Below are 15,126 nucleotides of genomic sequence, written 5' to 3'. Positions count from 1 at the left end.
GGCTTAAGGTTGAGGAGGATGAAAGAACTTGAATCGGAAAATCGTTGCACTATTAATGGCACTCTCCTTAGTTGTTGGAGCAGCTGGTACATATTTTGGCATTCAGTATGCAAATGCTGGAATGGTCAGTACCCCCCTTACAACTTCTTCAAATGATAGTAAAGTGGAAAAGGAAGAGCTAGACAAAATCAAGCAAGCTTATGAACTGATATCTTCAAAATATTACAAAGATGTAGATGACAAAAAATTATTAGATGGCGCAATCCAAGGGATGGTACAAACCTTAGGAGACCCTCACTCATCTTACATGGATAAGAAAACGGCACAGCAATTCACGCAGTCTCTTGATTCATCGTTTGAGGGAATTGGCGCTGAAGTAAGCATGGTAGATGGAAAAGTAACAATCGTAGCTCCGTTTAAACAATCTCCTGCGGAAAAAGCAGGATTAAAACCAAATGATCAGATTTTAAAGATCGATGATAAAAGTATCGCGGGCCTGGAATTGAATGAAGCAGTATTAAAAATTCGCGGTAAAAAAGGCTCTACCGTGACATTAGATGTTCAACGACCGGGCGTGAAAGAAACGATGAAAGTAAAAGTTGTAAGAGATGAGATTCCAATTGAAACCGTCTATTCTTCTGTTAAAAATGTAAACAATAAAAAAATTGGCTACATGGAAATTACGTCATTCTCTGAATCAACGGGAGACGAATTTACGAAACAGTTGAAAAAACTTGAAAATAAAAATATCGATGGCTTAGTTCTAGACGTTCGGGGAAATCCTGGTGGCTATTTAACGAGCGTTGAAAAAATGCTTGATAAATTAGTAACGAATAAAAAGCCATATATCCAAATTGAAGATCGTAACGGTGAACGTCAAAAAGTGGTTTCTTCAATGAAAAAGCAAAAGGATTATCCAATTGTGGCCTTGATTGATGGAGGGAGTGCATCCGCTTCTGAAATTCTTGCCGGGGCATTAAAAGAAGCAGGAGGATACAAGCTAGTCGGTGAAAAATCCTATGGAAAAGGAACCGTTCAACAAGCTGTTCCAATGGAAGACGGCAGTAATTTAAAATTAACGTTCTATAAATGGCTAACGCCTGATGGAAACTGGATTAACGAAAAAGGTATAAAGCCAACAGTAGAAGTCAAGCAGCCGGATTATTATTATGCAAATCCAATTCAAGTTGATAAAAAGCCATTAACACGTGATATGACAGGTGACCAAGTGAAGAATGCTCAAGTGATGCTAAAAGGCCTTGGCTTTGAACCTGGACGTACAGACGGATACTTTAGTAAAGAGACAGAAACAGCTGTAACTGCATTCCAAAAAGCCAATAAGCAAAAAGCTACAGGTGAAATCGATGAAGATACAGCAGCGCTTTTACAAACAAAACTTCTAGAAAAAATTAAATCAAAAGATGAAGATCGTCAGCTTCAAACGGCTTTAAAGCTAGCTAGTCAATAAGAAGTAGAAAAAGTTCCGTGCTTTTCCAAAGCACGGAACTTTTTTAGTAAAAACAACATTGTCGGTTAGTGATGCATTTTGATAAAATAAAGAAGCCTATGATACATAACAATCAATCGTAAATGTTGTAATAAAAATGTGAAAAATACAGGTGGTGAAAAAATGGATTTTGCATTAGAGCTTTTAAAAGGTATCGGACGTTTGTTTTTACATCCGCTAACTTATTTATTTCTGCTCGTCTCGTTTTTTGTAGGTCTTTCTCGCGTCAAGAGAGAGCGTCAGAATTTTCATGTTCGCGTGTTTGATTTTATTTTAGAAGCAAAATATTTATTTTTTCCAGGTATCATTATTGGGTTGATTTTATCCGTTGTTACCGTGTTGCTAGGTGTCTATGTATCTATAGGAATGATTGTACTTGTAGCTGTTTTAACTTTTATCATAAGCGGCCCTTGGACGTTTAAATGGCTTTCTCCTTCTTACACCGTAGGACTGGCTGTGCTTGCAACCTTGGTTATTCCGGCATCTGGTTTCGGTGAAGGATTTATTCAAACGTGGTCTGTGCAAGCTCATAACGCAGATTTACCTTCTCTGACTATTTTAATGTCTCTGCTTGTATTAGCAGAAGGATATTTAATTTGGAAATTTGGAGCAAAAGGTACGTCTCCAGCCATTGTGAAAAGTAAAAGAGGGCAGGAAATTGGAGCTCATTACTCTCAAAAATTATGGGTTGTCCCGCTTTTTGTCTTAATTCCAGGCAGCGCCATTACGTCTGTGTTTCCATGGTGGCCTGTGTTATCTATTGACGGAACGTCATTTAGCCTGTTTTTTGTTCCTTTTGCTATCGGTTTTTATCAGCGAATTCAAAGTATGGTGCCGTTTAAATCTATTGAATTTACCGGTAAGCGTGTATTAGCATTAGGCGTGGGATTAACGGTCATTACGATTGCTGCCATTTTTTATCCTCTTGCCGCTGTAGCTGTTGTTATTCTAGCGATCATAGGAAGAGAGTGGATTCGTTTGCAGCAGCGTCGGAGCGATGAAAAAGCGCCCGCACTATTTACTAAGCGTACACAAGGTTTGGTTGTGTTAGGAATCATCCCTCATTCTCCGGCAGAGAAAATGGGTTTGAAAGTAGGAGAAGTGATTATTAAGGTAAATGGAATCGCTGTATCTGAAGTCCATAAATTTTATGAAGCATTACAAGTTAATAACCGTGCTTTTTGTAAGCTAGAAGTTATTGACGAAAATGGAGAAGTTCGCTTTACTCAGCGAGCATTGTATGACAACGAACATCATGAACTAGGTATTTTGTTTGTACACAATTATACAAAACGTGATTCACAAGCTGGTTAAAAGACGGATAAAAAGGAGAAATGTTTGTGGAAGTCAAAACGATTGCCGCAGTTTTTCTACCCGCCATATTGCTTGTTCTGTTTGCTAGAGTAACATATAACTTATATGTTGCCACAGCGCTGACGCTTTTGTTGATAGCTGTTTCTGTATATAAAGGGTACGCAGATTATCCGCTTATTATTTTAATAGATTTACTTTCAGCAGCCATCGGTTTTATATATGCAAAAAGCATGCTAACAGCTGGAAAATAAAGATTGTTGGTTTGATGATAAGTTAATCGCTTATTATTAAACTGTACACAAAAGCTCTCTGCACAACGTGGAGAGCTTTTGTGTGTAAAAAAGTGAGTTAGAACTTATAACAATATTGTTTCGGTTCATTTAATGAGCGAGTATAATCAAATTAATTAGACAAATATGTTTATTTGTAAAATATTTTAAACACTTATGTATAAATTTATTTAAATAAGTGTACAGAAATGTGAGGAGGGTATAGAAAAATAAAATTATTAATCTGAAAATTTAGTTTATTTTTTAATTTTAAAAAATAAAAGGAGGTTTAGGATTGATGGAAGTACTAATGAGAACGATGTTTCAGTCGCTTGGCAAAAATCATTCAATGAACAAATTAGCTAAAAAGTATGGATTGAGGATGGGGGCAGCTCGTTTTGTTGCTGGAGACTCAACCGAATCAGCAATTCAAACATCTAAGGAGCTTAACAATAATGGAAAAGTTGTTACACTTGATCATTTAGGAGAATTTGTTTTTACAGAAGAGGAAGCCAGGTTGTCTACTGCCATGTGCATTCAGACACTAGAAGCCATTGCAGAATCGGGCGTTCAATCAAATTTATCATTAAAGATGACTTCTTTAGGATTGGATATTAGCAAAGAGCTTTGTATAGAAAATATGCGCAGAATTCTACACACGGCCAGAATGAATAATATTTTTGTTCGAATTGATATGGAAGACTACTTGCACTGCCAAATCTCCCTTGATATGTATAAAGAATTACGCAAAGAATTTGATAATGTTGGAATTGTGATTCAAGCGTATCTTTATCGTACAGAACAAGATATAAATGACTTACATCAATATCAAGCTAATTTACGTCTAGTAAAAGGAGCTTATAAAGAATCACCAGAAGTATCATTTCCAGAAAAGAAAGACGTAGATGAAAACTATAAAAAAATCATTAAAATGCATTTATTAAATGGTCACTATACAGCTGTAGCAAGTCATGATGAAGAAATGATTCAGTACACAAAACGATTAGTAAGAGAAAATGGTATTTCAAATGACCAATTTGAGTTCCAAATGCTTTATGGAATTTGCGTAGAGCTGCAGGACCGTCTAGTAAAAGAAGGATATAAAGTCAGGGTTTATGTTCCTTACGGCATTGATTGGTTTGGGTATTTCATGAGGCGCCTAGCTGAACGTCCCGCCAACGTATGGTTCGTGCTGAAAAACTTCGCGAAATAAATTTCTAATTAAAGGGGACTGGTTGAAATGACAGTAAGTACAAAAATCTCAGTTTTTAAAAATGAACCGTTTACTGATTTTTCGTTAGAAGAGAATAAACAAGCGATGCAAGCGGCGTTAATGAAAGTGAAAAAAGAATTGGGACAAACATATCCTCTCACGATTGGAAAGGATAAAATCTCAACAGAAGAAGTGATTGTCTCTACGAACCCGGGAAAAGTAGATGAAGTGATTGGGAGAGTAAGCCGTGGCACTAAAGCTTATGCTGAGCAGGCAATGCAAGAAGCATCAGCAGCATTTCAATCATGGAAGCACGTCCCGCCTGCTGAACGTGCTGATTATTTATTCAAAGCAGCAGAGCTGATGAGAAAAAGAAAGTATGAATTTTCTGCCATGCTCGTTTATGAAGTGGGGAAAAACTGGGCAGAAGCTGATGCGGATACCGCGGAAGCTATTGACTTTATGGAATTTTATGCGCGAAAAATGATTCGTTTAAGTGAAACGAATGAGCATCGGCCTTTAACGCCGGTAGAAGGTGAAACAACAGAGATGACGTATATTCCTTTAGGAGTAGGAGTAGTCATTTCACCTTTTAATTTTCCGCTTGCCATTATGGCTGGAACGACTGTAGCTGGAATTGTATCTGGAAATGCGGTTATTTTAAAGCCAGCTGATTCTGCACCGGTTATTGCTGCGAAATTTGTTCAATTAATGGAGGAAGTCGGTCTTCCGTCTGGTGTTCTAAATTTTATCCCTGGAGATGGCATAGAAGTTGGAGAATATTTAGTCGAACATCCTCAAACTCGTTTTATTTCTTTTACGGGATCAAGAGAAGTAGGATGTCGCATTTATGAACGTGCTTCAAAACTACAGTCTGGACAAATTTGGCTGAAACGCGTCATTGCTGAAATGGGAGGAAAAGATGGCGTTGTAGTAGATGAAACGGCAGACTTAGACGCGGCAGCGCAAGCGATCGTAGCATCTGCGTTTGGATTTCAAGGCCAAAAGTGTTCCGCTGGCTCTCGAGCGATTATTGTAGAATCTGTTTATGAAGAGGTTGCCCAAAAGGTAGCCGCATTAACAAAAGAATTAACCGTCGGACTGCCTGAAGACAACCCTTCTATGGGACCTGTTATTGATCAAAAAGCGTATGAAAAAGTATTAGCCTACATTGAAATTGGCAAAGAAGAAGGAAAGCTTATTGCCGGGGGAGCTAAAGCTCCCGGAAATGGCTATTATGTAGAACCTACAGTATTCAAAGATGTGGATTCAAAAGCACGAATTATGCAAGAAGAGATTTTTGGACCGGTCCTTGCGTTGACAAAAGCAGCTAACTGGGAAGAAGCCATTGAGATTTACAATGAAACTGATTACGGTTTGACGGGAGCCTTTTTCTCTGAAACCGAAGAGAGAATTCAAAGGGCGTTAGCTACCATGCACTGCGGTAACTTATATATTAACAAAAAATGTACAGGAGCATTAGTTGGTGTTCATCCTTTTGGCGGTTTTAATATGTCCGGAACGGACTCGAAAGCCGGAGGGTATGATTATCTTCTATTATTTACACAAGGGAAGATGACAGCGAGAAAGCAGAAATAAGTTCAGTCTATAGGAAATCAAAAAATTCGACACGAAGCATCTTTGGCTTCGTGTCGAATTTTTTGATTAGTTTAATCCATATTCTTTGATTTTGTTGTAAAGGGTGCCGCGTGAAATGCCAAGCAGATCCGCTGCTGCACTTTTGTTTCCATAGGTTTTTTGAAGAGTCTCTTCTATTAGCCTAGCTTCTTGGAGAGAATCTTCTTCTTTTTGAACTTCTGTGAAAGAACTTACATCCTTCAGATTGTCAGGAAGGTGCGTAAGGGTAATCAACGACTGATCACTTAGAAAAATCATTCGTTCAATCGTATTTCTCAGCTCGCGAATATTGCCTGGCCAATCGTATTGCATAAAGGCTTCGAGAACTTCAGAGCTGATGAAAGGAGCCTTCTTTTTATACTTTTTACTAAATTCCTGTACAAATTGCTGAGTTAATGCTTCAATGTCTTCTTTATGGTCTCGAAGCGGCGGAATGATAATATTAATGACGGTCAGCAAATAGTAAAGGTTTTCATGGAATTCACCGGCTTTTAGCAACTCTTCCAAAGGCGTCGTGGTAGAGGCTACAATTCGGATTTGAACTTGAATTTCTTCCGTGCCTCCAACGTGATAAAAGGATCGTTCTTCCAAGTAACGGAGAAACTTAACTTGAATTTCAAGAGGCATTTTATCAATTTCTTCAATAAATAGCGTCCCGTTATGAGCCTGCTCGAGTTTTCCTGCAATGGTTGTTGGATCTTCTGAAAAGACATCTTTTTGATGACCAAAGAGCTCAATTTCCAAGAGTCCCGATGGAATAGTCGCGCAGTTTAAAGATAAAAAAGGTTCTTTATGTTTGGATCCGCCGTAGTGAATGGCCTGAGCCAGCATTTCTTTCCCAGAACCAGGTTCTCCTGTTAATAAAATAGGCATATCTGTAGATGCCACTTTTTTGGCAATGTCAACGGCTTGCTTAATTTCAGGACTGATACCCGCGAAAGAAGAAAATGGATTATCTTTTGGAATGAGAAGAGACACATCAATTTCTTCATTTAATCGTACAATATTGGTAATGTCATGTTCGGTTGCGACTCCACCTATGACTCGGTTATTTCTTATAATAGGAGATGCATTGATGAGCACGTGAGTTTGTTCATTAGGACGATGATACGTTCCGCGCACAGGACGCCCTTCATTTAGAATCGTATGTAGAATGATGGATTCATCTTTGAAATGCTCTCCGATTTTTCTCCCCATAATATCATCTCTCTGAATCTTATACGTATGTTCCGCAGCAGTATTCCACAAGATTACATTTCCTTCATTATCGACCGCTGTCACTGCATCATTAATGGTTTCTGCCAATGCATCAAAATAGGAAGCTAATATCTCATTTTGGCTCTGCAAATGTGTAATCCACTGTGAAGGTGTTACAAGTCCTATTATGGTTTCTTGGTTTTCTGCTTGAATGAGGACTGGTCTGTTCCAGTTTGTGTTGGCTTGTAAATTGGCTAACGTAGAAGTAGAAGATGAAGGCCAATTTGTATCCGCTATTACTTTTTTTATGGACGATGCCTCGTCATGACCTGTTAAAAGGTATCGTTCATCTTTTTGTATTACATAAAAGGTACTTGCTGTGACTACAACGAAGTCGTAGTTGGAAAGTTCAGATGTCACTTTAGCTAAAGAAGTTGATTCTTCAACTGTTATAAAGGAGTTATTTATAAGAACTTGATCAACGCTTGCCATACTAAACCCCTCTCAGTACATATTTTTTATACTGTATCATAATTTAGAAATTGGCGCAAAAGCCTATTTTTTTCAAACAATCATGCAGCTTACTTTCTTTTATTGCTTTCATCCAAAGAGTTGTATTTCCTTCGAAAAGGGTAGTATAAGAATTTAGTGGGTAATAAAGTAACAGGGTAAAAAATAAAAACAAACAAACACTATATAAGATTAATACTGATTAGTTTCATTTATGAGTATAAAGTGATAAAATACGAATATCAGTTCGTGTTTTCGGTTTTTACATATCGTAATAAAAAATAGATAAAACAAGAAAATGGAAACGGAGGCCTTCATTTGAAAGATCAGTTTGAATTAGTATCCCCATATCAACCGCAAGGTGATCAGCCAAAGGCAATTGAAAAGATTGTGAAAGGAATTAAAGAAGGTAAGCAGCATCAAGTTTTATTAGGTGCTACAGGAACGGGAAAAACCTTCACCATGTCTAATGTTATTAAGGAAATAAATAAGCCGACATTAATTATGGCTCATAACAAAACGCTTGCTGGTCAATTGTACAGTGAGTTTAAAGAGTTTTTTCCTAATAATGCAGTCGAATACTTTGTCAGTTACTATGATTACTATCAGCCTGAAGCCTATGTACCTCAAACAGATACATTTATTGAAAAAGATGCAAGCATTAATGATGAAATTGATAAACTTCGTCACTCGGCAACTTCTTCTCTTTTTGAACGAAAAGATGTCATTATTATTGCCAGCGTATCCTGTATTTATGGCTTAGGGTCTCCGGAAGAATACAAAGAAATGGTCGTATCTCTTCGAGTAGGAATGGAGAAAGAGCGTAATCAACTGCTTCGTACGCTAGTAGATGTACAGTACGAAAGAAATGATATTGACTTTAAACGCGGAACGTTTCGCGTTCGCGGTGATGTTGTGGAGATTTTCCCTGTGTCTCGAGATGAACACTGTATTCGCGTCGAGTTTTTCGGCGATGAAATTGACCGCATTCGAGAAGTTGACGCTCTAACAGGAGAAATCATTGGTGATCGTGAACATGTAGCTATCTTCCCGGCATCTCACTTTGTCACGAGAGAAGAAAAAATGCGTGTTGCCATTCAAAATATTGAAAAAGAACTAGAAGAACAGCTAGAGAAGCTAAAAGAAGCAGGCAAGCTTTTAGAAGCGCAGCGCTTGGAGCAGCGCACGCGCTACGACCTAGAAATGATGAGAGAAATGGGCTTTTGTTCGGGAATCGAGAACTACTCTCGTCATTTAACGCTTCGTCCCGCTGGTTCTACACCTTATACACTGCTGGACTTCTTCCCTGAAGATTTCCTTCTTGTTGTGGATGAATCACACGTTACGATTCCTCAAGTTAGAGGAATGTACAATGGGGACCAAGCGCGTAAACAAGTGTTAGTGGACCATGGTTTCCGCTTGCCTTCCGCATTAGATAACCGCCCGCTTAAATTTGATGAATTTGAACAGCATATTAACCAAATTGTTCATGTTTCCGCAACACCAGGTCCTTATGAACTTGAGAAGGCACCTGATGTGATTGAACAAATTATCCGTCCAACGGGATTATTGGATCCAAATATTGAAGTTCGACCGATTGAAGGGCAGATTGATGATTTAATTGGAGAAATTCACGACCGGATTAAGCGAAATGAACGAGTACTCGTTACGACGTTAACAAAGAAAATGTCCGAGGATTTAACGAACTACTTAAAAGAAATCGGCATTAAAGTTCAATATCTTCACTCTGAAGTGAAGACGCTCGAGCGTATTGAAATTATCCGAGAGCTGCGGCTTGGAAAATATGATGTGCTTGTAGGAATTAACTTACTTCGTGAAGGTTTAGATATTCCGGAAGTTTCGTTAGTAACCATATTAGACGCGGATAAAGAAGGGTTCTTGCGTTCAGAACGATCGCTTATTCAAACCATCGGACGTGCTGCACGAAATGCTAATGGACATGTCATTATGTATGCAGATCGCATTACAAACTCCATGGACATTGCTATCAATGAGACCAAGCGTCGTAGAAGTATTCAAGAAGCTTACAATGAAGAGCATGGTATTACACCGACAACGATTCAAAAAGAAGTTCGAGGCTCAATTCGTGCAACAGTAGTAGCAGAAGATACAGAAACGTATGAAGAAGCACCGGCATTTGATAAGCTCAACAAAAAAGAAAAAGCAAAGCTCGTAGAAGAAATGGAACAAGAAATGAAAGAAGCAGCCAAAGCGCTTAACTTTGAACGCGCAGCTGAGCTTCGTGACTTGATTCTAGAATTAAAAGCGGAAGGGTGATAAAACATGGCGATGGAAAAAATCGTGGTAAAAGGTGCACGAGCCCACAATTTGAAAAATATCGATATTGAAATCCCGCGAGACAAATTAGTGGTGTTAACAGGATTATCAGGTTCTGGTAAATCTTCTTTGGCTTTCGATACAATCTATGCAGAAGGACAAAGACGTTATGTCGAGTCGCTTTCGGCATATGCAAGACAGTTTTTAGGTCAAATGGATAAGCCAGATGTAGATTCAATCGAAGGATTGTCGCCTGCTATTTCAATCGACCAAAAAACAACGAGCCGAAACCCTCGTTCAACCGTCGGAACTGTGACCGAAATCTATGACTATTTGCGCCTTTTGTTTGCTCGTGTAGGAAAGCCGATTTGTCCTAATCATGGAATTGAAATTACATCTCAAACGATTGAGCAAATGGTAGATAGAATTTTAGAGTACCCTGAACGCACAAAACTTCAAGTACTGGCACCTGTGGTATCTGGCCGAAAAGGCACCCACGTAAAAGTGTTAGAAGATATTAAAAAGGAAGGGTACGTTCGCATTCGAGTAGACGGAGAAATGCGTGAAATAACAGAAGAAATCGAACTGGAAAAAAACAAAAAGCACTCCATTGAAGTAGTGATTGATCGCGTTGTTGTAAAAGAAGGTGTAGCCGCTCGTTTGTCGGACTCTTTGGAATCAGCTCTTCGCCTTGGAGAAGGGAAAGTAATTATTGATGTAATAGGTGAAGAAGAACTGCTTTTTAGTGAGCATCATGCTTGTCCAAAATGTGGTTTCTCCATTGGAGAGCTTGAGCCCCGCATGTTTTCATTTAATAGTCCGTACGGGGCGTGTCCAACGTGTGACGGGTTAGGCACGAAATTAGAAGTGGATAAAGATTTAGTTATTCCTAACTATGACTTAACGCTTCGTCAGCACGCAATTGCACCTTGGGAGCCAACAAGTTCTCAATACTATCCGCAGCTGCTTGAAGCCGTATGTACACATTACGGCATCGATATGGACGTGCCGGTGCGAGATATCCCGGAACATTTATTTGATAAAGTATTATATGGCAGCGGTAAAGAAAAAATTTACTTTCGCTATGAAAATGATTTTGGCCAAGTAAGAGAAAATCATATCGAATTTGAAGGCGTGCTTCGGAATGTAGAGCGCCGTTATCATGAAACAAGTTCAGATTATATTCGTGAGCAAATGGAAAAGTACATGGCTCAGCAAGCTTGTCCAAAATGTAAAGGAAATCGCTTGAAACGGGAAAGCTTAGCGGTGCTTATTGACGAAAAGCATATAGGAGATACAACCCGCTTCTCAGTAAAAGAAGCATATGATTTTTTTGAAAGTCTCAGCCTATCTGAAAAAGACATGAAGATTGCGGATATGATACTGCGTGAAATTCGTGAGCGTTTAAGCTTTCTCATTAACGTGGGACTTGATTACTTAACATTAAACCGCTCTGCTGGAACTCTCTCAGGAGGAGAAGCACAGCGGATCCGTTTAGCTACTCAAATTGGTTCTCGCTTGACGGGGGTTCTTTATATTTTAGATGAACCTTCTATCGGTCTTCATCAGCGTGACAATGATCGCTTAATTCGCACGATGCAAGATATGCGCGATATTGGAAATACGTTGATTGTTGTAGAACATGACGAAGATACGATGATGGCAGCTGATTATTTAATTGATATCGGACCAGGAGCCGGAGTACACGGGGGTGCTGTTGTTTCTCAAGGTACGCCTCAGGAAGTGATGGAGGATGAAAATTCTTTAACGGGTCAATATCTATCAGGAGAGAAGTTTATTCCTCTTCCAGCGGAAAGACGGTCAATAGATAAAGATCGAATGATTGAAATTATAGGAGCAAAAGAAAACAATTTAAAAAATGTAAAAGCAAAGCTTCCGTTAGGTATGTTCACGGCTGTTACAGGTGTATCCGGATCAGGTAAGAGTACGTTGGTAAATGATATCCTTCATAAATCATTGGCGCAAAAGCTGCATAAAGCAAAAAGCAAAGCAGGAGAACATAAAGAAATCAAAGGCATTGAACACTTAGATAAAGTCATTGATATTGATCAGTCTCCCATAGGCCGTACGCCTCGTTCGAACCCTGCAACGTATACAGGTGTATTCGATGACATTCGAGATGTATTTGCCCAAACAAACGAAGCAAAAGTGCGCGGATATAAAAAAGGCCGTTTTAGCTTTAACGTGAAAGGCGGCCGCTGTGAAGCTTGTCGAGGAGACGGTATTATCAAAATTGAAATGCATTTCTTGCCAGATGTATACGTCCCTTGTGAAGTCTGCCACGGCAAACGATATAACCGTGAAACTTTAGAAGTGAAATACAAAGATCAAAACATTTCAGATGTGTTGGATATGACCGTTGAAGACGCGCTTCACTTCTTTGAAAACATTCCAAAGATTAAGCGGAAGCTGCAGACAATTTACGATGTAGGACTTGGCTATATCACGCTTGGACAGCCGGCTACTACTTTATCCGGTGGAGAGGCACAGCGTGTAAAGTTAGCTTCAGAGCTTCACCGCCGCTCAACAGGAAGAACGCTATACATTTTAGACGAACCGACTACCGGTCTTCATGTCGATGATATTGCACGATTATTAAAAGTGCTCCAGCGTTTAGTTGAAAATGGAGATACAGTTCTAGTGATCGAACATAATTTAGACGTCATTAAAGCTGCTGATTATCTGCTTGATTTAGGGCCTGAAGGTGGAGATAAAGGCGGACAAATTGTGGCTATGGGTACGCCAGAAGAAGTGGCAAAAGTAAAAGAATCCTATACGGGTCATTATTTGAAGCCAATTTTAGAACGTGACCGTAAGCGTATGGAGAAGAAAGTTGAAAAAGCAGAGGCATTAACTCGTTAAAAGACACCAGCATTGGTGTCTTTTTTATAAAGAATGAAACTTTTTAACTCATTAAACCGTAATACATGATATAAGGAGCTGATTATTATGGAAGGAAATCGCATACTATCTTCCTTAAATTATTTTAGCGTTTTCTTTGCACCATTTTTATTACCTATTATTATTTATTTTGTTGTTCATAACATAGAAGTAAAGAAACATGCAAAAACTGCATTTTTGTCACATTTATTACCTATCGCTACAGCGATCTTGTTCTTATTTTTCTTGCTTCCTGCTCTTACTGGCTCTAGTGGAACGGTATTTATTCTTTTAATTGTAGCTTTAGTTGTTGTTTCTTTAGTTAATGTTGTTGTGTTTGTATGGAATATTGTAAAAGGGATACAAATATTAAGCAGATAAAAGTTAAATGACTAAAACGCAAAGAGGAGATGGAAGGTATGAGTGAAAAGCGCAAACAAATTTTACAGATGGTAGAAGAAGGGAAACTTAGCGTAGGCGAGGCTTTAACTTTGCTGAATTCACTGGAAAAAGACTCAGCTAATGATTCTTCCTATGCTACGCCTGATAAAGCTGAGCTATCCCCTTATGTAGGAGGAAAACAGAAAAAAACGTACGCTTCTAAGTCATCTCAAAGCTCTTTAAAGGAAAAATTATTTACATTTGTAGATCAAACGGTAAAAAAAGTAAAAGAAGGAGATTTAGATTTTAACTTTGGTCCTTCGATTGACGTTCAGCACATCTTTCAACAATCAGAAGCATATATTCAAGAGATTGACGTAGATTTAGCAAATGGAAGTGTTCAACTCCGACCTTGGGGAAGTACAGAAGTACGAATAGAGTGTGAAGCTGCTATCTACAGAGTAGAAAATTCGGATGAAGCGCGCCGCACTTTCTTGCAGCATACGGCATTTTCGATCGAAAATGGCAAATTGCGCTTTGCAATTCAGCAAAAGCAAATGAAAGTGAAAGCGATTATTTATATTCCAGAAATGGAATATGAACGCGTCAAGCTCCGTATGTTTAATGGTTCAATCGATGGGGAAAGACTAAGCGTACGAGACCTGAAAGCCAAAACAGCTAATGGTACCATCCGCTTTTACGATGTGAACAGCCATTCTCTTGAAATGGAGACATCAAACGGGCATATGGAACTTTCTCGGATACTCGCTTCGAAATGTGAGCTTGAAACAATCAATGGAACGGTTAAATTTGATGGAGATACAAAAAAGATTGATGTTCAGACATTTAACGGAGATATTGATACGTATTTAAAAGGAGAGCGCATTGAAAAAGCATTTTTCAAAACGACTACGGGAAGCATTACACTCTATACGCCGCCTCATCTCTCCGTTGATGGAGATTTGAAATCTAACTTTGGGAATTTTACGTGTACACTTCCTGAGATGGAAATAGTAGATGAGAAAAAAGAAACGGTGATGAAACAACTTCGTTTCAAAGCAAATGTCGCTTCGCCGAAAGGCTATAAATTGTTAGCTGAATCCAAAACGGGCTCAATTGTTATAAAATAGAAAACACTTGTTTTAGTAAAAAAACAAAGGAGATGATTAACGTGCGAAAGTTGTATCGTTCGCGAACAAATCGCAAGCTTGCGGGTGTTATCGGCGGTATTTCTCAGTATATCGGAATAGATGCTTCACTACTCCGCGTATTGTTTATCATCAGTTTATTTTTTACAGTAGGTACTCCGGTCATTTTATATATGATTTTTGTGTTTTTAGTTCCAAATGAAGAAGGAGATTTATAAAGATGTTATTGCGTGGAATCATTAGTATTTTAATCAATGCCCTCGTATTAATCGTAATTGCAGGTTATATCGACACTTTCCACTTGGAATCAGTCAGTGCAGCTATTATCGCGAGCTTGATTCTATCTATTTTGAACGTGTTTGTTAAGCCGATTTTAATTTTACTTACCCTGCCGGTGACATTTCTTACCCTTGGGCTGTTTTTATTCGTCATTAATGCCATTACGCTGATGATTACACAAAGTGTTATGGGAGATTCTTTTAATATTGACGGGTTTGGTACAGCACTTTTAGCCTCAGTAATTATGTCGCTTTTAAATGCGCTTATTCAACGAGTGATTGTTGAACCGCTTCAAAATAGAAGATAACTTTCTTGCAATATTTAATTTTCTAAAAAAGATGGTAAGGCGATGCAGCCTATGCCATCTTTTTTTTCTTTTCTTTCCGTATTAATGATAAAATAAAATGGCTAGAACCAAACGCGACATAAAAGCGAGAGTTGGATATACTGTAGACATGAACAGGTATATGA

The 15,126-nt window shown here is 38.6% G+C and carries 12 protein-coding genes; 11 read left to right on the top strand and 1 reads right to left on the bottom strand.

The features are described from left to right. Positions 1 to 28: 28 nt before the first annotated feature. From AC0C45_RS22910 to pruA, 5 genes are all read left to right on the top strand, one after another. On the top strand, positions 29 to 1,468 hold the full coding sequence (locus AC0C45_RS22910; RefSeq protein WP_257063934.1) for a S41 family peptidase: 1,440 nt from the start codon (positions 29 to 31) through the stop codon (positions 1,466 to 1,468). A 162-nt stretch (positions 1,469 to 1,630) separates the two neighbouring features. After that, positions 1,631 to 2,821, top strand: a complete 1,191-nt coding sequence (locus AC0C45_RS22905) for a PDZ domain-containing protein (RefSeq protein ID WP_016765880.1) — start codon at positions 1,631 to 1,633, stop codon at positions 2,819 to 2,821. 26 nt (positions 2,822 to 2,847) lie between these two features. Further along, positions 2,848 to 3,072, top strand: coding sequence for a DUF2198 family protein (locus tag AC0C45_RS22900; protein ID WP_047931138.1), 225 nt, complete (start codon positions 2,848 to 2,850; stop codon positions 3,070 to 3,072). A 316-nt stretch (positions 3,073 to 3,388) separates the two neighbouring features. Next, positions 3,389 to 4,303 (top strand): proline dehydrogenase family protein, encoded by a 915-nt coding sequence (locus AC0C45_RS22895; RefSeq protein WP_237894168.1) that lies wholly within the window; start codon positions 3,389 to 3,391, stop codon positions 4,301 to 4,303. Between the two features lie 27 nt (positions 4,304 to 4,330). After that, positions 4,331 to 5,902 (top strand): L-glutamate gamma-semialdehyde dehydrogenase, encoded by a 1,572-nt coding sequence (pruA, locus tag AC0C45_RS22890; RefSeq protein ID WP_472928867.1) that lies wholly within the window; start codon positions 4,331 to 4,333, stop codon positions 5,900 to 5,902. A gap of 66 nt (positions 5,903 to 5,968) precedes the next feature. Here the strand turns inward: pruA and AC0C45_RS22885 are convergent, their stop codons facing one another. Then, positions 5,969 to 7,630, bottom strand: a complete 1,662-nt coding sequence (locus AC0C45_RS22885; protein WP_472928865.1) for a sigma-54 interaction domain-containing protein — start codon at positions 7,628 to 7,630, stop codon at positions 5,969 to 5,971. 336 nt (positions 7,631 to 7,966) lie between these two features. On the opposite strand from AC0C45_RS22885, the gene uvrB reads away from it, so the two are divergent. From uvrB to AC0C45_RS22855, 6 genes are all read left to right on the top strand, one after another. Continuing rightward, the gene (gene uvrB / locus AC0C45_RS22880; protein ID WP_013059732.1) at positions 7,967 to 9,946 is read left to right on the top strand and encodes an excinuclease ABC subunit UvrB; all 1,980 of its coding nucleotides are present in this window, start codon (positions 7,967 to 7,969) and stop codon (positions 9,944 to 9,946) included. 6 nt (positions 9,947 to 9,952) lie between these two features. Continuing rightward, entirely contained in the window at positions 9,953 to 12,829 is a 2,877-nt protein-coding gene (gene uvrA, locus AC0C45_RS22875) for an excinuclease ABC subunit UvrA (protein ID WP_047931135.1), read from the top strand. 87 nt (positions 12,830 to 12,916) lie between these two features. After that, positions 12,917 to 13,228, top strand: coding sequence for a hypothetical protein (locus AC0C45_RS22870; protein ID WP_013059730.1), 312 nt, complete (start codon positions 12,917 to 12,919; stop codon positions 13,226 to 13,228). Between the two features lie 38 nt (positions 13,229 to 13,266). After that, complete coding sequence (locus tag AC0C45_RS22865) at positions 13,267 to 14,358, top strand: DUF4097 family beta strand repeat-containing protein (RefSeq protein WP_237893116.1); 1,092 nt, start codon at positions 13,267 to 13,269, stop codon at positions 14,356 to 14,358. 41 nt (positions 14,359 to 14,399) lie between these two features. Next, entirely contained in the window at positions 14,400 to 14,594 is a 195-nt protein-coding gene (locus AC0C45_RS22860) for a PspC domain-containing protein (protein ID WP_047931133.1), read from the top strand. A 2-nt stretch (positions 14,595 to 14,596) separates the two neighbouring features. Next, on the top strand, positions 14,597 to 14,962 hold the full coding sequence (locus AC0C45_RS22855) for a phage holin family protein (RefSeq protein ID WP_013059727.1): 366 nt from the start codon (positions 14,597 to 14,599) through the stop codon (positions 14,960 to 14,962). Positions 14,963 to 15,126 lie beyond the last annotated feature (164 nt).

It is taken from the genome of Priestia sp. VA7 (assembly GCF_055710015.1).
This window is presented reverse-complemented; position numbering and strand designations above follow the sequence as displayed.

Coding starts and splice junctions, on each gene's coding strand:
- AC0C45_RS22905 (WP_016765880.1), top strand. CDS start 1,631: ATGGATTTTGCATTAGAGCTTTTAAAAGGTATCGGACGTTTGTTTTTA.
- AC0C45_RS22895 (WP_237894168.1), top strand. CDS start 3,389: ATGGAAGTACTAATGAGAACGATGTTTCAGTCGCTTGGCAAAAATCAT.
- pruA (WP_472928867.1), top strand. CDS start 4,331: ATGACAGTAAGTACAAAAATCTCAGTTTTTAAAAATGAACCGTTTACT.
- AC0C45_RS22885 (WP_472928865.1), bottom strand. CDS start 7,630: ATGGCAAGCGTTGATCAAGTTCTTATAAATAACTCCTTTATAACAGTT.
- uvrA (WP_047931135.1), top strand. CDS start 9,953: ATGGCGATGGAAAAAATCGTGGTAAAAGGTGCACGAGCCCACAATTTG.
- AC0C45_RS22870 (WP_013059730.1), top strand. CDS start 12,917: ATGGAAGGAAATCGCATACTATCTTCCTTAAATTATTTTAGCGTTTTC.
- AC0C45_RS22865 (WP_237893116.1), top strand. CDS start 13,267: ATGAGTGAAAAGCGCAAACAAATTTTACAGATGGTAGAAGAAGGGAAA.
- AC0C45_RS22855 (WP_013059727.1), top strand. CDS start 14,597: ATGTTATTGCGTGGAATCATTAGTATTTTAATCAATGCCCTCGTATTA.